Here is a 20,199-nt window from a genome sequence, read left to right as displayed (position 1 = left end):
ATGGCGAACCCGATCCGCATCGGTCTGGTGGGTGTCGGCAAGATCGCCCGCGACCAGCATCTGCCGGTCATCGCCGCCTCCCCGGATTACAGCCTCGTGGCGGTGGCGAGCCGGCATGGCGGGCTCGACGGCGTGCCGAGCTACGGCAGCCTGGAGGCGATGCTGGCGGCGCACGGCGACCTCGACGCCATCGCCCTGTGCCAGCCGCCGCAGGCGCGGTTCGCGGCGGCCCTGGCGGGGATCGCGGCGGGCCGCCACGTCTTCCTCGAGAAGCCCCCGGGGGCGACGCTGGCCGAGGTCGGGCTCCTGGTCGAGGCCGCCCGGACCCGGGGCGTGAGCCTGTTCGCGAGCTGGCACTCGCGCTTCGCGCCGGGGGTGGAGCCCGCGCGCCGCTGGCTGTCGGGCCGCCGGATCCGGTCGGTGGAGATCGCTTGGCTGGAGGATGTCCGGCACTGGCACCCGGGCCAGGACTGGATCTGGGACGCGGGCGGGATGGGCGTGTTCGATCCGGGGATCAACGCCCTGTCCATCGCCACGCATATCCTGCCGCCGTTCCACCTGACCGGCGCGACCCTGTCGGTGCCGGAGAACCGGCAGGCGCCGATCGCCGCCGACCTGCATTTCGCCGATGCCGCCGGCACCCCGATCCGAGCCCGGTTCGACTGGCGCCAGACCGGGCCGCAGACCTGGGACATCCGGGTCGAGACCGACGACGGTACCCTGGTGCTTTCGCAGGGCGGGGCCGTCCTGACGATCGACGGCCGCGACCAGCCGCTCCCGCCCGAGGCGGAGTACCGCGGCCTCTACGACCGTTTCGCCGCCCTGGTCCGCTCCGGCGCCAGCGACGTCGACCTGAATCCGCTGATCCACGCCGCCGACGCCTTCATGCGCGGCGAGCGCCGCACGGTGGAGGCCTTCACGGACTGACCGGACACGGACTGACCGGGAGGCCCCCTGCGGGACACGAACGCGACAGAGCCAGGCAAGGCCGCGCGGTTAAGGGGGAGTCACATGGGTAAGCAATGGAGAAAGCATAGGCGATGGGCCGCGCTCGCATTCTGCGCCGCGACGGTCACGGCGGGCGCGTGTCCGGCGGGCGCACAGGTTGAAGCCACGGCTCCGGACGGGGGACCGTCGCTGGTGAATCCGGGGCCGAAGGCGAATCCGGCGCAGAAGGCCCGGTACCGGGCGAACCGCGCCCGGCGGCGGGTCATCCGGGAGGCGCGGAGCTTCTCGGGCGCCAGCAGCGCCGCGGCCAGCCTCGACGTGCAGGGCAGCAGCGCGACGCCGCCCAGCCTGCCGCCGGGCACCCTCGATCTGGGCAACGGGATCAGCATGATCCTGAACTACACCGGCGAGTTCGCCGCCAACCCGTCCGGCGGCATCCGCCAGGGATCGGCCTATGCCGGCCAGATCGCCTTCGGCCTCGACGCCGATCTCGCGCGTCTCGCGGGGATCGACGGCGGCTCGGTCCACACCGTCGTCACCCAGCGCCACGGACGGAGCCTGGCGCAGGATTCCATCGGCTTCGACGGCAGCGTGCAGGAGATCTACGGCGGCGGCCAGACCGCCCATCTGACCCTGCTGTCCTATGAGCAGAAGCTGTTCGACAACCGCCTCGACCTCGAGGTCGGCCGCCTGCTGGCCAACCCGAACTTCCTGGCCTCGCCGCTCTACTGCAACTTCCAGAACAACGCGACCTGCGGCGCGCCGAAGTCCATCTTCAAGCTGACGAACTTCACCTACTGGCCGATCGCCACCTGGGGCGGCCATGCCAAGGCCTGGGTCAACGACAAGGTGTTCCTGCACGCCGGCATCTACGAGGTGAACCCCCGCGACCAGTTGCCGACGCAGAACGGGATCGACTGGTCGACCAACGGCGCCACCGGTGTCCTGGTGCCGGTGGAAGTCGGCTACTCGACCAATTTCGGCAATGACCCGCTGCCGCGCAACTACAGCGTCGGCGTCGTCTTCGACCGGTCGGACTACAAGGATCCCGTGCTCGACCAGCGGGGCGGCGCCCGGGTCTTCAGCGGCCTCGATCCGCTGACCCGGTTCGGCCGCTCGGCGGTCTACGCCCGCTTCGACCAGATGGTCTGGCGGCCGGACCCGAGCGGCATCCAGGGCCTGTCGGTCTTCGGCGTCGCGCTCGGCGGGACCGGCGGCCGGCAGACCCAGGATTACTTCCTGGAGGGCGGCGCCGTGCTGACCGGCACCTTCCCCGGCCGGCCCTACGACACCCTCGGCTTCGTCTTCGCCATGGAGAAGCTCTCGCCGCTGGGCACGGCCAACATCCGGGCGGCGCGCACGGCGCTCGGGCTCGGCACCCGGAACGTCGAATCCCTGCAGACCATCCTGGAGCTGAGCTACGGCATCCAGCTCACCCCGGCGGTGCGGCTGATGCCGAACCTGCAATACGTGATCGACCCGGACCAGACCCGCTTCCCGTTCCGTCCGAAGCCGATCCCGGATGCCTTCGTGATCGGCGCGAAGCTGTCGGTGGACCTGTTCACCCTGGCCGGCCTGGCGAAGGGTCCGGGCAGCCAGTGAGCGCGCGAACCCCCGGCGCCCGCAGGATGCGGGCGCCGGTCCTCCATCGCGGCGCCAATCCCGGCTGCCGCACGGCGCGGCCGTCCGGCAGGACCGATATCCCGGTCGCGCTGACGGTATCGGCCGGCGCAGGAGCGCGGCGGACGGGGTTTCGCCCTGCGCGCTCCTTCGTGTACGAGACCGGGCTCCGCGTTCCGTCACGCGGTCGGTGGGCTGCCCGCCCGTCGGGCGACGGCAGAGACCTGGACATGGCAGTGACCGATCAAGACGCGGCGCCGGTCTGTACCGGAGTGGCCGGCCTCGACCACATCCTGGACGGCGGCTACGCGTCCCGGCGCTCGCACCTCATCGAGGGCCGGCCCGGATCCGGCAAGACGACGCTGGCGATGCAGTTCCTGCTCGACGGCGTGCGGCGGGGCGAGCGCTGCCTGTACATCACGCTGTCCGAGAGCCGGCGCGAGCTTCTGAACGTCGCCGGGCGCCACGGCTGGTCCCTCGACGGCATCGAGATCTTCGAACTCATCGCGCCGGAACTCAGCCTCGACCCGAACCAGCAGCAGAGCCTCGTCCATTCGTCCGATCTCGAACTCGGCGAGACCATCCGCATGGCGATCGCCGAGATCGAGCGGACCAAGCCGCAGCGCGTCGTGTTCGACAGCCTGTCCGAGATCCGGCTGCTCTCGCAGGGTTCGCTGCGCTACCGCAGGCAGGTCCACGCCCTGCGCAGCTTCCTGCTCATCCAGAACACCACCGCGCTGCTCCTCGACGATCTGACCGCCGAGGCGGACGACCTGAATCTGCACAGTCTCAGCCATGCCGTGATCCGGCTGGAACAGCTCGCGCCGCTCTACGGCGGGGAGCGGCGGCGCCTGCGCGTGATCAAGATGCGCGGCACGCCGTTCCGGGGCGGGTTCCACGACTACGTCATCCGGCGCGGCGGTCTCACGGTGTTCCCGCGGCTCGTCGCGGCCGAGCATCTCGGCACCTTCGCCGACGACCAGTGCGGCACGGGCAGCCCCGAGCTCGACCTGCTGCTCGGCGGCGGCATCGATCGCGGGACCAGCACGATGCTGATCGGCCCGTCCGGCGTCGGCAAGTCGACGGTGGCGCTCACCTGCGTCACCGCGGCGATCGCCCGCGGCGAGAAGGTGCTGATCCTCAGCTTCGACGAGACCACGAACGTGCTGCGCCGCCGGGCCCGCGGCCTCGGCATGCCGATCGACGCCGTAATCGCCTCCGGCGATCTCCGGGTCGAACAGATCGATCCGGCGGAGGTCTCGCCCGGCGAACTCGCCGACATCGTGCAGGAGGCGGTCGAGCACCAGGGCGTGACGACGGTCGTGATCGATTCCCTGACCGGCTATCACAACGCCATGCCGGAGGAGAACTACCTGCTCCTGCAGATGCACGAGTTGCTGACCTACCTGAACCAGCAGGGCGTCGTCACGCTCCTGGTCCTGGCCCAGCACGGCATGATCGGGGCGATGGGCGCCAATGTCGACCTGACCTATCTCAGCGACACGATCCTGCTGTTCCGCACCTTCGAGGCCGATGGCCGGCTGCGGCGCGCGATCTCGGTGGTGAAGAAGCGGACCGGCAGCCATGAGAACGCGATCCGCGAGTTGCGGATCGACTCCGACGGGATCCGCGTTGGCGAACCACTCAGCGCGTTCAGGGGTATCATGACCGGCGTTCCGACATTCGAAGGTGAACGGTCGTCCCTCTTGCCCACCCACAGGGCTGATGACCGACGCTGAACCGCCGGTTCTCCTCTTCACGCCGGGGGGCCGCGACGCCGTCGTCGCCGCGACCATCCTCGGCGAGGGACAGATCGCGTCGCAGATCTGCGGCAGCCTCGCGGAGGTGGTCGCCCGGCTCCACACGGCCGCCTGCGCGGTCCTGACCGAGGAGGCGCTGCTCTCCTCGAACCGGCAGGCGCTGGCGGATTGGATCGCCGCCCAGCCGCCCTGGTCCGACTTCCCGTTCATCCTCCTGCGACTGCGCGGCGCCGAGCCCAACACGCAGTTGACCGACCTCTTGGGCAACGTGAGCGTGCTGGAGCGCCCGTTCCATCCGGCGACCCTGATCATGGCGGCCCGGGCCGCCCATCGCGCCAAGCGCCGGCAGCTCGAGGCGCGGGCCCATCTCGAGGAGCGCGAGCGGACGACGGAGCGGCAGGCGCTCCTGATCCGCGAGCTGCATCACCGGGTGAAGAACACGCTGGCGACGGTGCAGGCGCTGCTCGGGGCTTCGGCCCGGTCCGCCACCACCGTGGACGCGTTCTACGAGGCGTTCTCGGCGCGGGTGATCTCGCTGGCCAAGACCCACAATCTCCTGACCGAGGATTACTGGCAGCAGGCCCCCCTGCGCGAGATGCTGATGAACGAGCTGGGGCCCTACAACGACGTCGAGGGCTCCCGCATCCAGCTGGACGGGCCGCCGATCGACCTGATGGGCGACCTCGCGGTCCCGACCGGCATGGCCATCCACGAGCTGACGACCAACGCGGCCAAGCACGGCGCCTTGTCGGTTCCGGAGGGCTGTATCCGGATCCGCTGGGGTGTCGAGCAGACGCCGGCGGCACGCATGCTCCATCTCGACTGGACCGAACGGGGCGGCCCGTTCACGGAGACACCGACGCGGAAGGGCTTCGGCTCGACGCTGCTGCAACGCGTCCTGAAGCTCCAGTGCCAGGCGGAGATCGCCTTCGATTTCCAGCCGGCCGGCCTGCATTTCACCATGCGTGCGCCGCTGCCCGAGACGCGCGTCGTCCCGACCTACTGAGCGCACCGGTTCTCGAAACCCGGCGGCCCGGATCCGACCGCGGGATGTGCGCTTTCACACAGAAGTGTGGTGCATCCTCCGGCTCAGGTCGAACCGATCGCAGGTGCGAGATTTGGGATGTCGCAGCACAGCGACACGTTTCTCGATGACCAAGTTTGCCCCTCTCGTCGCCGCCATCCTCGCCTGGGCCGCCTTCGGCACCTGGGCCGAAGCCCGGCGATCCGCGCTCCAGAAGGATATTCCGGCCCTGCGTCCGGGCATCGAAGCCGATCTGGCCGCCCGGAACTGCCCGAATGTCCGTATCGACACGGAGCGCTTCCGCCAGTTCTCGCGAGAGAACCACCTCAACCACGCCGATTTCTTCACGAAGAAGCGCTCGGTCGCCCTGCAGCAGGACCTCGACGCGGAGGCGACGCAGTTCCGGGAGCGTCCGGAGCAGGCCTGCGCGCAGATGTGGGACAAGTACGGCGACGACGGTACCGTGCTGCATCTCCTCGCCCGCAAATAGACGGGCCGCCGGCCGGGCGCGTGCTGGCCCCCCCCCCCGCCGCCCTCCGGCCGCCAGGGTTCGCGGCCGACGGGTGAGCGTCTGCCGGTTGCCGGCCCGCCGGGCTCCCGGCCGACGAGGCCCTTCCATAGCCCCGCGGAATGCGAGAGCGCCCTTCTCCCGCCGGGCCCTCCGGGAGACGAAAGCTTCGTTTCCCGCGCGACCAAGCCGCCGCGGCACAAGATTTCGGCGCGCGTCCGCCCGGCATCCTGAGATAAAATCTCATCCGGGGCGAGATGTTTCGAGCAGAACGTTTTGCGTTCGCGAGACAATTGGGAACCGCGTTTCATTGACGGCGGAACGTGGGGCGATCAATTCTATCAACCTATTCGGATGTCCGGCCGCACCATCCTCGCTCTTCGAGATCGCGGCGGCTCGCCATCCTGTCCCGCAGCAAGGCACCCGGAATGACACGACCGAGACTCGTCGGCCTGAGCGCGAACGTGCAGCGGCCCTCCAAGACCCGGACGCTGGTGGATGCGGTGCTGCGCGAGGCCGGCGCCCGGGCGCCCCTCGATGTGCGCCTCCTCGACTTCGTCGATGCCGGAACCGGCCTCGGCGCCGCCTGGACCCGCGACCAGCTCCCGGCGTCTTCGCGCAGCGTGCTCGCGGCGATCGAGGAGGCGGACGGTCTCGTGGTCGGCTCGCCGGTCTACAAGGGCGCCTATACCGGCCTGTTCAAGCACCTGTTCGACCTCGTCGATCCGGGGGCGCTGGCCGGCAAGCCCGTGGCGATCGTGGCCACCGGCGGCGGCGCGCGCCACGCGCTCGTGGTCGAGCACGCCTTCCGGCCGCTCTTCGGCTTCTTCGGCGCCCTCCAGATCCCGACGGCCGTCTACGCCTCCGATCCCGATTTCAGCGACGGCGTGCTCACCGAGGCCGGCGTGCGCGCCCGCGCCGCCGAGGCCGGCGGGCAGCTCGCGGCCCTGCTGGTCCACCGGTCGGCCTCCGCTGCGCCCCTCGCCCTGGCCGCCGCCGAGTGAGCCGGGCGATGCTCGACCGCCGCAACCTGCTGGCCGCCCTGGCGGCCCTGCCCCTCGCGCCGGCCCTGGTCCGGGGCGCCCGCGCGGCCGAGCCCGGCGTGGTGCGGATCGGCTACCAGAAGAACGGCATCCTGGTCGTCGCCAAGCAGCAGGGAATCATCGAGAAGCGCCTGGAGCCCCTCGGCCAGAGCGTGCGCTGGGTCGAGTTCTCCTTCGGGCCGCCGCTGCTGGAGGCCCTGTCGCTCGACGGGATCGACTTCGGACAGACCGGCGACGCGCCGCCGATCTTCGCGCAGGCCGCACGCGCCAACCTCGTCTACGCGGCCGCCCAGGAGGCCGGCGGGTCGGGGGCGGGGATCCTGCTCCCGAAGGCCTCGGCGATCCAGAGCCTCGCCGAGCTCAAGGGCAAGCGGGTCGCCTTCGCCAAGGCGTCGAGCGCCCACAACCTGACCATCGCGGCCCTGGAGAAGGCCGGCCTCAGCTACGCCGACATCACGCCGGTGACCCTCGCGCCCGCGGACGCCGCGGCGGCCTTCGCCCGGGGCAGCATCGACGCCTGGACGATCTGGGACCCGTATTTCGCCATCGCCGAGCAGGGGGAGGGGGTGCGGGTGCTGGCCCGCGCCAGCGACATCACCCCGCAGAACAACTACTTCCTGGCGAGTCGCCCCTTCGCGGAGACCCGCGCCCCGGTGCTCCAGGCGGTGATCGACGCGCTCGGGGACGTGGCGGCCTGGTGCACGCAGAACCGCGGCGCCGTCGCCGACCTCCTGTCGCAGGGCACCGGCGTGCCCCTCGCCGCCACGCGCCGGGCGGTGGACCGGACCGACTACGTGATCGGCCCGATGAACGACCGGGTCGCCGCCGAGCAGCAGCGGATCGCCGACCGCTTCCACGTCCTGAAGCTGATCCCCAAGCCGATCCGGATCGCCGACGCGGTCTGGACCGCCCCCGCCCGCAACGGCTGACACCGACTGCCGAGAGCCATGACCGACCGCACGCCCCGCGCCCTGGCCCTGCCGCCGTCCGACCGCCCGGCGCCGAACCGCCGCCTGCTCCTATCCGCCGGGCTCGGCCTCGCGGCGGCCGCGATGCTGCGCCCCGCCCGGGCCGCGGGCAGTATCCGGATCGGCTACCAAAAATACGGCTCCCTGGTGCTGCTGAAGGGCCGCGGCAGCCTGGAGACGGCGCTCCAGCCGCTGGGCGTCACGGTGGCGTGGTCGGAATTCCCGTCCGGGCCGCCGCTCCTGGAGGCGCTGAATGCCGGGGCGATCGATTTCGGCTCCGCCGGGGAGGCCCCGCCGATCTTTGCCCAGGCCGCGAGCCCGGAGCTGCGCTACGTCGCCACCGAGCCGCCGGCGCCGCGGGGGGAGGCGATCCTCGTGCCCAAGGACAGCCCGGTGCGCAGCGTCGCCGACCTGCGCGGGAAGACCATCGCCCTCAACAAGGGCTCGAACGTCCACTTCCTGCTGGTGCGCGCCCTGGCGCAGGCGGGCGTGCCCTATGACGGGGTGAAGCTCGCCTTCCTGGCGCCGGCGGACGCCAACGCCGCCTTCGTGCGCGGCTCCGTCGACGCCTGGGCGATCTGGGATCCGTATCTCGCCGCCGCCGAGCGCGCCACGGGCGCCCGGGTCCTGGCCGACGGGCAGGGGCTCGCCCCCAACCGCCAGTTCTACCTGTCCCGGCGGGGCTTCACCGATTCCAGCCCGGAGATCGTGTCGGCCGTACTCAAGGCGATCGGTGAGGTCGATGCCTGGGCGGAGGGCCACGCGGACGCCGTGGCGGCGGAACTCGCCCCCGCGGTGGGCATCCCCGCGCCGGTTCTCGGCGTCGCCCTGGGACGGCTGTCCTACGGCGTCGCGCCCCTCGACGCCGCGGCGGTCGCCGACCAGCAGAAGGTCGCCGACGCGTTCCACGGGCTGGGCCTCCTGCCGCGACCGATCCGGGTCGCCGACGCGGTCTGGACGCAGCCCGAGCGCCGGGCCGAGAATCGGGCGGAGACTCGCTGATGCGCAACGCCAAGCTCGATCGCCTCGGCGACACGGCCCTGCCCTGGCTCCTGCCGGCGGCGCTCCTTCTCGGCTGGCAGGCCGCGGTCTCGGCGGGCCTCGTCTCCAACCGCTTCATGCCGGCGCCCCTCGACGTGGTCCGGGCCGGCTGGGAGGCCGGGCGGACCGGGGAGCTCTGGACCAATCTCGGCGTCAGCACCCTGCGGGCGCTCGCGGGCTTCGTGATCGGCGGCGGCATCGGCTTCGCGCTCGGCCTCGCCAACGGCCTGTCGCGCCTGTCGGAGCGGCTCACCGACACCTCGGTGCAGATGGTGCGCAACGTGCCCCACCTGTCGCTGATCCCGCTGGTGATCCTGTGGTTCGGCATCGGCGAGGAGGCCAAGCTGTTCCTCGTGGCGCTCGGCGTGTTCTTCCCGATCTACGCCAACACCCTGCACGGCATCCGCTCGGTGGATCCGGGCCTCGTGGAGATGGGCCGGGTCTACGGCATGTCCCGCAGCGAGCTGTTCGCCCGGGTGGTGCTGCCCGGCGCCCTGCCGTCGATCTTCGTCGGCCTGCGTTACGGCCTGGGCATCATGTGGCTGACGCTGATCGTCGCCGAGACGATCTCGGCCTCGTCGGGGCTCGGCTACATGGCCATGCAGGCGCGCGAGTTCATGCTGGTCGACGTCGTGGTGCTGGCGATCCTGATCTACGCGGCCCTCGGCAAGCTCGCCGACGCCCTGACCCGCCAGCTCGAGCGCACCTGCCTCGCCTGGAATCCCGCCTACAGGAGCGCCTGATGCTGCTCGACGCCGTCCGCCGCGAGGCGCTTCCCGACGCCGGATCGGCACCCCGTCAGGCCGGGGGATCCGCATCGTCACGCCCGCCCGCGGAGCCCGCGGGCCGCGGCATCGCCGTCACCGTCCGCGACCTGCACAAGAGCTTCGACGGCACCGCCGTCATCGAGGGCCTGAACCTGTTCCTGCCGGCCGGCGGGTTCACCGCGGTGGTGGGCCGCTCCGGCTGCGGCAAGAGCACCCTGCTGCGCCTGATCCTCGGGCTGGAGACGCCCACCGGCGGCCGGATCGATCTGGAAGGGCCGGCGACGTCGCCCCGCCGGTCGGAGCCGCCGAAGCGGATCATGTTCCAGGAGCCGCGCCTCCTGCCCTGGGCGCGGGTCGTCGACAACGTCGCGGTCGGCCTGTCGGGCCTCGGCTCCCGGGCCGAGCGCCGGGAGCGGGCGCTCGCGGCGCTCGCCGAGGTCGGGCTCGGCGACAAGGCGGGACAATGGCCCGCGACCCTGTCGGGGGGCCAGCGGCAGCGGGTGGCGCTGGCCCGGGCGCTGGTGAGCCGGCCGGGCCTGCTCGCCCTCGACGAACCCCTCGGCGCCCTCGACGCCCTGACCCGCATCGGCATGCAGGACCTGATCGAGCGGATCTGGCAGGCGCAGGGCTTCACGGCGCTGCTCGTGACCCACGACGTCGCCGAGGCGGTGGCGCTGGCCGACCGCATCCTCGTGGTGGAAGCCGGGCGGATCGCCCTCGACCTGCGGGTCGACGTGCCGCGCCCGCGCCGACGCGGGGATCCGGATCTCGCACGCCTCGAAGGCCGTATTCTCGATCATCTTCTGGGCGCGCCGCAGGCCGCCTGACCCGCAACGGAGCTTCCCGATGACCGCATCGCACGACGGGCGCGCCGACGTCCTCTGGTTCCTGCCGACCCACGGCGACGGGCGCTATCTCGGTGCCCAGGAGGGCGCCCGGGACGTGTCGCTCGGCTACCTCCAGCAGATCGCGCAGGGCGCCGACGCCCTCGGCTATTACGGCGTGCTGCTGCCCACCGGGCGCTCCTGCGAGGATTCCTGGATCGTCGCCTCGGCCCTGGCGCCCCTGACCCGGCAGCTGCGCTTCCTCGTGGCGGTGCGGCCGGGCCTGATGGAGCCCTCGGCCGCCGCCCGCATGACCGCGACCCTCGACCGGATCTCCGGCGGGCGCCTGCTGATCAACGTCGTCACCGGCGGCGACCCGGTGGAGCTCGCCGGCGACGGCGTGTTCCTGTCCCACGACGAACGCTACGCCGTCACCGACGAGTTCCTGACGATCTGGCGCGGCCTGCTGGCGGGGGAGACCGTGACCTTCCAGGGCGCGCATCTGCGCGCCGAGAACGGCCGGCTGATCTACCCGCCGGTGCAGAAGCCCTATCCGCCGCTCTATTTCGGCGGCTCCTCGCCCGCCGGGATGGCGGTGGCGGCCGAGCATTGCGACGTCTACCTCACCTGGGGCGAGCCGCCGGCGCAGGTCGCGGAGAAGATCGCCGCCGCCCGGCAGGCCGCCGAGGCGAAGGGCAAGACCTTCTCGTACGGCATCCGCCTGCACGTTATCGCCCGGGAGACGGAGGGCGAGGCCTGGGACGCAGCCGAGCAACTGATCTCGAAGCTCGACGACGCCACCATCGCCAAGGCGCAGGAGACCCTGAAGCGGCAGGATTCCGTAGGCCAGAGCCGCATGATGGCCCTCCACGGCGGCAAGCGCGACAAGCTGGTGGTGTCGCCCAACCTCTGGGCCGGCGTCGGCCTCGTGCGCGGCGGTGCCGGGACGGCTTTGGTCGGCTCGGCCGATCAGGTCGCCGACCGGATGAAGGAGTACATCGATCTCGGGATCGACCGCTTCATCCTCTCGGGCTACCCGCACCTGGAGGAGGCCTACCGCTTCGCCGAGCTGGTCTTCCCGAAGCTGCCGCTGCGCGCCACCACGGGTCGCCCGGCCACCAATGCCCGCAACGACGGCCCGTTCGGGGAGATCGTCGCCAACGACATCGTGCCCAGCCGCCGCGTCGGCGCGCACTGACCGGAGGATCGGGCCGCCCTCCGGGACCGGGCATGGCTGATCTGCATTCGCGCTGCCCGGGTGTCATGGTGACGCCATCCTTGGCGTCCATCCGCCCCGCCCATCGCCGCGCGCCGTACGCGCGCGGCCGGGACGAGTGAAGGATGTCCATGACTTCGACCAAGACGGCCCTGCTGGCCATCGGTCTCTGCCTCGGCCCCGCCGCGGCCTTCGCGGAGCAATCCCCGGCCCGGGAAGCGCTCAAGCAGTACTGCACCGGCGACTACATGGATTTCTGCAGCGCCTACGCGCCGGGCGGCCCGGAAGTCGAAGCCTGCTTCAAGGCCAATCTCAAGAAGCTCTCGCCCAACTGCTCGGCGGCGATCACCGCCTACAAGAAGGAGCAGCGGGCGACCAAGCGCTTCAGCGAGGCGCGCTGAACCGTCACCGCACGGCGACGCCCAGAGGCGCGCCGCTGCAGTCGAGATGCGCCGGGTTGGTCGAGACCACCCCGGCATTGCACCCCGCCTGCGTCCCGACATAGAGGGGCGTCCCCCCGGATCCGGGCCGCGCGAGGTAGCCGATCGGCCGCGTGCCGGCGTCGAGATGGCGGGGATTGCTGGTGACGAGGCCTGCATCGAGCCCGGCCGCCGTGCCGACATAGACGGGCGGGTCGCCGGGGTTACCCGGTTGCGCCAGAGTGGCGCCGATCGGTGCCGTGGCGCAGCCCTTGTACCCCGGGTCGATCGTCACCTCGCCGGCGTTGCAGCCGCCCTGCGTGCCGACATAGAGCGCCGTACCGGGCGCCCGGGCGGCCGGGGGCGGCGCGACGGCCGCCTGCGGCGCGATAGCAGCCCGCGGCGCTTGGGCGGCCCGCGGCGCTTGGGCGGCCCGCGGCGCTTGGGCAGCCTGCGGCGCTTGAGCGGCCGGCCCGCCGCCGAGCGCCGTCCGCAGGGCCGCGATCCCCGCCTTGACGTCCTCCAGCGTGCCGACCACCACGTAGCAGGTGTAGCTGTGCGCCCCGGCCGGGACGTTGTTCTCGCGGAAGACGCAGTTCCACTTCACCGTCGCGTTGCCGGGGCCCGGCAGGGTCGCGAAGTTGAACCGGCCGTAGCCCGCGTTCGGCACGCTCGGCTGGGGGAGGGCGGGGCTGTACACGCCCATGGCCCGGGATCCGTCGGCATTGGCCAGGATCACCGGCACGCCCTGCTCGGCCGGCCCCGCGGAGAGCGGCGCGGAGCGGCCCGTCGCCGGATCGTAGCTCCAGAACTGCGCGAAGTCGGGGGGCATGTAGGCGGTGGCCGCCTCGAAGGTCGCGGAGGCATGCGGCTCGGCGGTGACGTAGGTGGCGCGGTACGCGACGGCGTTGGCCACGCCCTCGGCGCCGAGGGTGACGCGCTTGGCCAGGACGTCGTTGGAGCGCGGCCCGGCATGGGGGCCGGGGCCCTTCGGGCAATTGCCGGTCGTCGCACCGGGCCCGATCCAGTAGGCCATCTGGGACCGGGTCTCGAGCGTGTCGGCGCCGACCTGCAGGGCCGTGAGCAGGCTCGTGCTGCGCGGGCCGGTGCCGTCGGCATCGCTGCCGGCCTCCGTGGGGTTCAGGCACTCGCCGTAGCCGTCGAAGGCGGCGGCCGATTGCAGCTCCCGGCCGTGGTCGCGGGCGTTGATGAACTGCGTGCCGCCCCAGGTCAGGCTGTCGATGGCGCCCGCGGTCCGGGACGAGACGCCGACGGCGAGGGGCGATCCCTTGAGCGGCCGGCTGATCGTCGCCCGGCCGCCGGGCTCGGGCCATGCGATCGACGGCGCATCCGCGGCGCGGGCGGACCCGGCGAAGCCGGCGAGCAGCAGCGCCGCGCAGGCGGGACGGATGGGTCGGATCGGTGCGGTCATCGGCGACTCCTGGGCGCCGTCGGCTTAGCAGGTGCGGGCGCGCCGTCCAGGATCGCATCCCGGATACCGGACCGGGACCCGCGCGCCGCAACCGGGCCTCGTCGGTCCGCCGCCCGCGCCGATGCTGCCTTCGGGCAGCCTCACGCCTGCACGATAATTTAAGCCCGTGGCCGCCATCAGGTTAGGACACGCGCGGCCGAACTCCGAGTCCTGCGGCTCTGTGATGATCGGCCCGCGCGACTATCGGGAACCTGTCTCGGCAGTCCCGGAGACTGCACGATGTGGAGGCCGTGCCGATGACGACACCCGACCTGACGTCCGCCGGAACCGCCTCCCGGGCCGGCGGCCGCGAGGGGCTGCTGCGCGGTGCACGCATCGGCGCCGCCGCGGCGGTGACCGTGATGGTGCTGCTGCTCGATCTCATCAGCTACTCCCAGCTCATCTTCGCGGGGCCGCTGGCGGAGAGCCGCGCCGCCGGCCTGTCGGGCCTGCTCGCGGCCTACGTGCTGGGCAGCCTCGTCTTCATCGCGCTCCGCCGGACCGCGCGGATCTCGCTCTCCTTCATCGGCGCGGCCGCGATCGTGCAGGCGGCGATCGCCGCGGGCGTCGCCGGGCAGCTGGAAGCGGCGGGCGTGACCGATCCGGAGACGGTGGGCCAGCTCGTCCTCGTCGCCTGCGGCGTCTCGACCTTCGCCACCGGATTGGTCTTCGCGCTGCTCGGCACCCTGCGGGCCTCCCTGCTGGTGCAGCTCCTGCCCTATCCGGTGCTCGCCGGCTTCCTCGGCGGCGTCGGGCTGCTGTTCCTGCGCAGCGGCGTGCAGATCGGCGGCCATGTCGACGATCCGCTGGCGGCCCTGCTCCGCACCGTCGACCCGGCGGCCCTCGATCCGGGCCGGATCGATGCCGGAGCGCTGGCGCGCATCGCCCTGACCCTCGGCATCGGCTTCTGCGCCTTCTACCTGCCCCGGATCGTCCGGCACTGGGGGACCTATCCCACGGTCATCCTGTCGAGTCTCGCCGTGGTCCATCTCGGACTGGCCTGGACCGGCACCAGCGTCGCCGCCGGGCAGGCCGCGGGATGGCTGATCGAGCCGCTGCCGGCGGGGTCGCTGCTGCGGCCGCCCGCCATCGGCAGCCTCATGGCCTTCGACCCGCACCTGCTCCTGCCGATCTGGCCCAAGATCGCCACCCTGGTCGTCGTGGCAGTGATCATCCAGATCCTCTACGTGGTGAGCGTCGAGCTGGAGATCCGGCGCGACCTCGACATCGACCGGATGTTCGTCGCCTCCGGCGCCACCAACATGGTCGGAAGCCTGTTCGGCAGCTCCGCGATGGGCTTCGGCCGGACCTCGACGCTCCTGCTGCACAACATCGGCGGCGGCCACTGGCTCGGCTGGTGGCTGACGCTGGCCGTCATGGCGGCGCTGCTCATCGTCGGCGCGAGCCCCCTGGCGCTTCTGCCCCGCCCGCTGGCCGGCGGCGCCCTGATCGCCATCGGCATCGGGCTGCTGTTCAACCTGAACATCGCCTGCCGGACCCTTCCGGGCTGGGAGATCGCCATCGCGCTGGTCGTGTGCGCCGCCACGGCGTTCTTCGGAGCCACCACGGGCTTCCTGGTCGGCGTCCTGCTGGCGATCCTGATCTTCGGGGTCCAGTACGGGCAGATCGGCGCGATCCGCCGGTCGCTCTCTGGGGCGGAGCGGCGCAGCAGCGTCATCCGCGGTCCCGACGCCGCGGCGCGTCTGCAGGAAGCCGGCGGCCGCACCCGGATCTACACCCTGCAGGGCTACCTGTTCTTCCTCAACGCCCAGGCGATCTACCGGCGCGCCGGCGCGGAGGCCAGGAATCTGCGCGTCCTGATCCTGGATTTCCGCGAGACGGTCGGGCTCGACAGTTCGGCGCTCATCGCGTTCCGCAAGGTCGGCCAGCTCGCCGAGCAGCGGGGCTTCGACGTGCTGCTGGTCCATCTCGATCCGGCCGCACGCCTGCAGATCGCCCGCAACGGCCTCACCGCGGACCCGCATATCCGGATCCGCGACACCCTGGACGAGGCCCTGCGCGAAGCCGAGGCCACCCTCCTGGCGGAGGCCGGGGGAGCCGGCCCGGGGGAGGTCGCCGTCTTCGCCCGGCACATGGCCGATCGGCTGGGCAGCACGTTCGGGCCGGACGACTTCGCACCGTATCTGACGGTCCGCGACCTGACGGCCGGGGCGACGCTGATGCGCCAGGGGGAGGCGGCCGACGCCCTCTACTTCCTGGAGCAGGGCGTCGTCTCCATCGAGATGGAGGTTCCCGGCCGCGGAAACCTGCGCCTGCGCACCACCACCGCGGGCACGGTGATCGGCGAGATCGCGCTGGTCCAGGGCGGCCGGCGCACCGCCACCGCCATCGCCGAGAGCCCCTGCCGGGTGGTCGGCATCGACCGCGCCGGCCTCGCCCGCATGGAGCGGGAGCGCCCCGATCTGGCGCTCACCTTCCAGCGCTTCCTGATGCTGGAACTCGCCGGCAAGGTCTCCGACACGAACCGGCTGCTCGAGGCGGAGATGCTGTGACGCGCCCGGCGGCGCCCGCCCTCCGCACCGCGGATCAGGCCGCCGCCAGCATCACGGCGAACCCGAGATGGGTGACCTGATGCAGGAACTGGTCGATGCCGACCAGCCACCAGAACCGGGCATCCGTGGCGGGCAGGCGCGTCCGCTGGGCGACCAGCGCCTTGCCGCGGTCGATCGCCGTGTGGATCGCGAAGTCCGCCAGCGCCAGCCACCACAGGGCCGGCTTCACCGCGAGGGCGATCAGCAGCGTGCCGAGGCCGTGCAGGCCGGTATGGGCGCAGAGCGGGACGAGCCACGCGGACGGCCGTTGCTTGCCTTCAGCCATCCAGTTGGTCTGGAACAGGAAATCCGCCGCGAGGTGCTTCACGGCGAACGCGAGGACCAGCAGCGCGAAGGCACCCACCGGGACGAGCGTATCGACGGACGGCATCGCGGCCCCGGCTCTCCTGACGCGATCCTGCGGGGAAGGGTTCGGATGCGCATCCCGCGCTCCGAATCGACAGGCCGCCAGCATACACGCGCCGACCGGCCCTGGCGCGGACGGAAATCCGATCCCACGGCCGCTCCGGCACCGGACGCCAGACACCAGACGCCGGACCGCAGGATTCAAGACTTAGAAAGTCGTCACGACCTTCTTCGCACCCGGAAATCAGATCTTTTCGATAATCGCTGCGAAAACATCCCGAACAGCGAATATTTTAATCATTCTAATTCACGAAGATAGACATTGTTGTCCAAATCGACCGCATGATAGCTGTCCCGGCTGCGTGAGCTACGCAGGCGGGACAATGTGAGCGGGATCGTGGCGGCCCGGAATTACGACGCTGGCCTCTCCGGCCAGAGGATCACGGCGGCTCCCGTGCCCGGCTCCGGCCGGCAGCCGCCCGGCGGATCCTGGAACCTCGCGGCGTTCGAGCGCCATCGCGCCGCCTATCTGGCGAGCGCGCGCCGCATCCTCGGCTGCCCGGCCCAGGCCGAGGACGTTGTGCAGGACGTGCTGCTCCGGCTCATCGCGGATCCGCCTGAGGCCGGGGATGCGGTCCAGGCCGCCTATGTCGGGCGGATGGTGCGCAACCTCGCCCTCGACCGGGCTCGGCGGCAGGGCTTCGAGCGGCGCCTGTTCACCGGCCTCGATGCCGCCCCGGATCCGGCCGACCCGGGGATGGGAACCCCCGAGGCGGCCGCGGCGTCGCGCGAATCCCTGCGGCAGGTGGAGGCCGCGGTGGCCGAACTGCCGGAGCCGGTGCGGACCGCCTTCCAGCTCCACCGGGTCGAGGGCGTTCCGCAGATCGAGATCGCGGCCCGGCTCGGGGTCTCACGTGCCCTGGTGTGCGGCCTCGTGCGCCGCGGCCACCTGCATTGCCTCGCGGCCCTCGACCGGCGCTGCGCCGCCTGTCCGGCGCGCGCCGACGCACCACGCAAGCATCAGCGCCAAGCCGATCCCGTCGGCCAGGAACTCGGCCGCGACCCGGCTGGCGAGCACCCCCGTATAGCCGAGGAGCGGCGGCAGGATCAGGAGCGGCGGGATCAGCGCCAACCCCTGCGCCGCCAGCGACACGGCGGCGGCCCGGCGCGGCGCGCCGATCGCCTGGAACAGGGTCGCGGCCGTGAGCTGTAGGCCCACCGGCATGAAGGCCACGGCGAAGATCGCGGTGGCGCGCGCACCCTCCCGGGCGGTCCCCGGATCCTGCGCGAACAGGCCCGCGAGGGGCTCGGCCAGCACGATCATCAGGCCGCCCACGATGGCTCCGTAGGCGAGGGCGGCGGTGAGCACGAAGGCGAGGGCGCGGTGCAGGCGATCCCGGCGGCCGCCACCGGCGGCGTGGCCGAGGACGGCCTGGGCGCCCGCCATCGTCCCGAGGAGCGGCAGCGCCGCCACCAGGGTCAGCCGCAGGGCGATGCCCTGCGCGGCGACGGCGGCGTCGCCATAGGGGGCGGCCGCCTCCACGAACAGCGCCATCGCGACGGCCGCGAGGAGGCTGGAGCCGGTGGCCGGCACGGCGAGGGTCAGGGCCTCGGCGAGAGCCGCCCGCCCGACCCGGCTGCCGGGCCATCGGACGCTGATGCGGTCCGGCCCCCGCGCCCGGGCGAAATGCAGGCCGTAAGCGGCCGCCCCCGCGAGCTGCGCGCCGATCGCCGCCCAGCCGGCTCCCGCCGTGCCGAGACCGCAGACCCGGATCAGCACCCCGTCGAGCAGGATGTTGAGGCCGAAGCTGCCGACCATGACGGCGCCGCTGAGGCGCGCATGGCCCTGGGCGCGCACGATGAAGCCGCCGACGATCATCACCAGCATCAGCGCCGTGCCGACCGTGGCGAGCGCCGTGTAGGGCGCGGCCTCCGCGGCGAGGGCGGCATCGGCGCCGAGGAGGCGCAGCCAGAACGGCGTGTCGGCGACGATCGCGGCCGTGACGGCGAGCCCGGCCGGCAGGCTCAGCCAGAAGCCCAGGCCGGCAGAGGCTGCGGCGCGGTCGTCGTCCCCCGCCCCGAGGGCGCGGGAGACCTGCGAGGCCGCCGCGATCCCCGCCCCGTAGCCGAGCGCCGCGACCAGCAGCGTGACCGGATACGCGATGGCGATGGTGGCGATCGCGGCCGCGCCGAGATCGGCCACGAACCACGCATTGACCAGCATCTGCAGCGCGTGGGCCGAAATGCCGAGGATCGCCGGCCCCGACAACCGCAGGACGAGGGCGACGACCCGGTCCTGGTCGAGATCGACCGGCCGCCTCACGGGGCCGCCGCAGCCGACCGGATGGCCGCCCGGGCGGCGCGTTCCTCTTCGAGGATCGTCTGCGCGATGGCGCCGGCCCGCACGGGCAGGATCGACAGCAACGTCTCGGTCAGACCGTGCGTCGGCTCGCTGAAGCCCTGGAGGTGCAGGCTCACCCGGGGCTCGGCGCGCTCCAGCGGCAGGCGGTAGTGCCGGTCCGCGGTCTCGCCGGCCATGAATGGGCGCACGGGATCGAGGATCGCCGGCACCGCGGCGCGCTGGTAGCCGGTGGCGCAGATCACCGCCGCGTAGCTCTGCCGTTCCTCGGTGCCGGCGACGTCGTCGCGCAGGGTCGCGCGCAAGCCCTCCGATGCCGGCTCCAGCGCCACCACCCGAGTGCTCCGCCGCAGCCGGTAGCGGGTCACGCCGCTCACCGTCTGCTCGTAGAGCGTGGCGTAGAAGTCCTGGATCAGGTCGGCGTCGACCACCGCGTAGTTGGTGGCGCGGTGGGCGGCGATCAGCTCGGCCCGGACCGGCGCGGGGGCGCCGTGGATCCGGTCGACGGCCGCAGGGTCGAAGATCTCGTTGACGAAGGGACTGTCGTCGGCGGGCTTCAGGGCGGGCCCGCGGATCGCGAGGTCGACGAGCGCCCGCGGGTAGCGTGCGCCGAGATCGGTGACGATCTCCACGGCGCTCTGGCCGCCGCCCACCACCAGGATGCGGGGCTCCGGCCCGTCCAGGCGCGGCGCCCCGAGGGCCTGCGCGATCCCCGGCAGGTACCAGGAGGAGTGGATCAGCCGCCGGTCCTGCGCGTGGGCCGCGAAGGGGGCCGGGATCGCCGGGTCGCCGCCCGCGGCCACGACGAGGTGACGGCAGCGGCGCAGGCGGCGCGTCCCGGCGCCGTCCCGGGCCTCGACCACGAAGGCGGCGAGCCGGCCGTCGCGGATCTCCGGCCGCACGGCCTCCACGGTCTCGCCATACGCGACCACGTCCGAGAAATGGTCCGCCGCCCAGGCCAGGTAGTCGTTGTACTCGACCCGGGACGGGTTGAACGTCTTGAGGTTGAGGAAGGTGCTGAGCCGCCCCTTCACGTGCAGGTAGTTGAGGAAGCTGAACGGGCTCGTCGGATCGCGCAGGGACACGAGGTCCTTCACGAAGCTGATCTGCATGTCGGCGCCGGGCAGCATCATCGCCCGGTGCCAGCCGAACCGATCCTGCCGCTCGATGAACCGCAGGGACGTCCGCGGCGGCCCGTCGCCCATCGCGTCCCGCAGGGCGATGGCCAGGGACAGGTTGGCCGGGCCGAAGCCGATGCCGATGATGTCGTCGGTCGCGGGGTGATCCGTCATCGCTCGCATCTCTGTTCGCTC

Annotated in this window: 17 protein-coding genes and 1 pseudogene; 14 read left to right on the top strand and 4 right to left on the bottom strand. The window is 72.2% G+C overall.

Annotation, left to right across the window (positions count from 1 at the left end):
- The 12 genes from BM396_RS10255 to BM396_RS10200 all read left to right on the top strand — a co-directional run bounded on the left by BM396_RS10255 (nucleotide 1) and on the right by BM396_RS10200 (nucleotide 12,120).
- Nucleotides 1-927: a Gfo/Idh/MocA family protein gene (locus tag BM396_RS10255; RefSeq protein ID WP_043382396.1), complete on the top strand. Its 927-nt coding sequence runs from the start codon at nucleotides 1-3 to the stop codon at nucleotides 925-927.
- A gap of 84 nt (nucleotides 928-1,011) precedes the next feature.
- Complete coding sequence (locus BM396_RS10250) at nucleotides 1,012-2,550, top strand: carbohydrate porin (protein WP_043382394.1); 1,539 nt, start codon at nucleotides 1,012-1,014, stop codon at nucleotides 2,548-2,550.
- 248 nt (nucleotides 2,551-2,798) lie between these two features.
- A complete protein-coding gene (locus BM396_RS10245) occupies nucleotides 2,799-4,307 on the top strand; it encodes an ATPase domain-containing protein (RefSeq protein WP_043355227.1) in 1,509 nt (502 codons plus the stop codon).
- Nucleotides 4,294-5,334, top strand: coding sequence for a sensor histidine kinase (locus BM396_RS10240; protein ID WP_043355225.1), 1,041 nt, complete (start codon nucleotides 4,294-4,296; stop codon nucleotides 5,332-5,334). The genes BM396_RS10245 and BM396_RS10240 overlap by 14 nt, the downstream gene beginning before the upstream one ends.
- A gap of 145 nt (nucleotides 5,335-5,479) precedes the next feature.
- Nucleotides 5,480-5,842, top strand: coding sequence for a hypothetical protein (locus BM396_RS10235; protein ID WP_043382391.1), 363 nt, complete (start codon nucleotides 5,480-5,482; stop codon nucleotides 5,840-5,842).
- A 446-nt stretch (nucleotides 5,843-6,288) separates the two neighbouring features.
- Nucleotides 6,289-6,864 carry an FMN reductase gene (gene msuE, locus BM396_RS10230; RefSeq protein ID WP_043355222.1) on the top strand — a complete coding sequence of 192 codons (576 nt, stop codon included), beginning with the start codon at nucleotides 6,289-6,291 and terminating at the stop codon, nucleotides 6,862-6,864.
- Between the two features lie 8 nt (nucleotides 6,865-6,872).
- Complete coding sequence (locus BM396_RS10225; protein ID WP_043382388.1) at nucleotides 6,873-7,832, top strand: aliphatic sulfonate ABC transporter substrate-binding protein; 960 nt, start codon at nucleotides 6,873-6,875, stop codon at nucleotides 7,830-7,832.
- 18 nt (nucleotides 7,833-7,850) lie between these two features.
- Nucleotides 7,851-8,873: a sulfonate ABC transporter substrate-binding protein gene (locus BM396_RS10220; RefSeq protein ID WP_043382385.1), complete on the top strand. Its 1,023-nt coding sequence runs from the start codon at nucleotides 7,851-7,853 to the stop codon at nucleotides 8,871-8,873.
- Nucleotides 8,873-9,655 (top strand): aliphatic sulfonate ABC transporter permease SsuC, encoded by a 783-nt coding sequence (gene ssuC / locus BM396_RS10215; RefSeq protein ID WP_043357563.1) that lies wholly within the window; start codon nucleotides 8,873-8,875, stop codon nucleotides 9,653-9,655. The genes BM396_RS10220 and ssuC overlap by 1 nt, the downstream gene beginning before the upstream one ends.
- Nucleotides 9,655-10,506: an ABC transporter ATP-binding protein gene (locus BM396_RS10210; protein ID WP_043382382.1), complete on the top strand. Its 852-nt coding sequence runs from the start codon at nucleotides 9,655-9,657 to the stop codon at nucleotides 10,504-10,506. Before ssuC ends, BM396_RS10210 begins: the two co-directional genes overlap by 1 nt.
- 19 nt (nucleotides 10,507-10,525) lie before the next feature.
- Nucleotides 10,526-11,701, top strand: coding sequence for an FMNH2-dependent alkanesulfonate monooxygenase (gene ssuD, locus BM396_RS10205; RefSeq protein ID WP_043382379.1), 1,176 nt, complete (start codon nucleotides 10,526-10,528; stop codon nucleotides 11,699-11,701).
- A gap of 149 nt (nucleotides 11,702-11,850) precedes the next feature.
- Nucleotides 11,851-12,120 carry a hypothetical protein gene (locus BM396_RS10200; protein WP_043357569.1) on the top strand — a complete coding sequence of 90 codons (270 nt, stop codon included), beginning with the start codon at nucleotides 11,851-11,853 and terminating at the stop codon, nucleotides 12,118-12,120.
- Nucleotides 12,121-12,124: 4 nt separating this feature from the next.
- On the opposite strand, the gene BM396_RS10195 is transcribed toward BM396_RS10200, so the two are convergent.
- The gene (locus BM396_RS10195) at nucleotides 12,125-13,570 is read right to left on the bottom strand and encodes a hypothetical protein (RefSeq protein ID WP_051976058.1); all 1,446 of its coding nucleotides are present in this window, start codon (nucleotides 13,568-13,570) and stop codon (nucleotides 12,125-12,127) included.
- Between the two features lie 296 nt (nucleotides 13,571-13,866).
- Between BM396_RS10195 and BM396_RS10190 the strand changes: the two genes are divergently transcribed.
- Nucleotides 13,867-16,122, top strand: coding sequence for an SLC26A/SulP transporter family protein (locus tag BM396_RS10190; protein ID WP_043382481.1), 2,256 nt, complete (start codon nucleotides 13,867-13,869; stop codon nucleotides 16,120-16,122).
- Between the two features lie 34 nt (nucleotides 16,123-16,156).
- On the opposite strand, the gene BM396_RS10185 is transcribed toward BM396_RS10190, so the two are convergent.
- A complete protein-coding gene (locus BM396_RS10185; protein WP_043357581.1) occupies nucleotides 16,157-16,552 on the bottom strand; it encodes a DUF3307 domain-containing protein in 396 nt (131 codons plus the stop codon).
- 360 nt (nucleotides 16,553-16,912) lie between these two features.
- Between BM396_RS10185 and BM396_RS33310 the strand changes: the two are divergent.
- Nucleotides 16,913-17,413: pseudogene (locus tag BM396_RS33310) on the top strand (sigma factor); the annotation flags it as partial.
- A 24-nt stretch (nucleotides 17,414-17,437) separates the two neighbouring features.
- Here BM396_RS33310 and BM396_RS10175 read toward each other — a convergent pair.
- Nucleotides 17,438-18,850, bottom strand: a complete 1,413-nt coding sequence (locus BM396_RS10175) for an MATE family efflux transporter (protein WP_043382375.1) — start codon at nucleotides 18,848-18,850, stop codon at nucleotides 17,438-17,440.
- On the bottom strand, nucleotides 18,847-20,178 hold the full coding sequence (locus BM396_RS10170; RefSeq protein ID WP_043382372.1) for a lysine N(6)-hydroxylase/L-ornithine N(5)-oxygenase family protein: 1,332 nt from the start codon (nucleotides 20,176-20,178) through the stop codon (nucleotides 18,847-18,849). The genes BM396_RS10175 and BM396_RS10170 overlap by 4 nt, the downstream gene beginning before the upstream one ends.
- Between the last annotated feature and the right edge of the window lie 21 nt (nucleotides 20,179-20,199).

The sequence above is a fragment of the Methylobacterium sp. UNCCL125 genome (genome assembly GCF_900116795.1).
GTDB classification, from domain to species: domain Bacteria; phylum Pseudomonadota; class Alphaproteobacteria; order Rhizobiales; family Beijerinckiaceae; genus Methylobacterium; species Methylobacterium fujisawaense.
The sequence above is the reverse complement of the archived record's forward strand: the minus strand, read 5'-3'. Positions and strand labels throughout refer to the sequence as shown.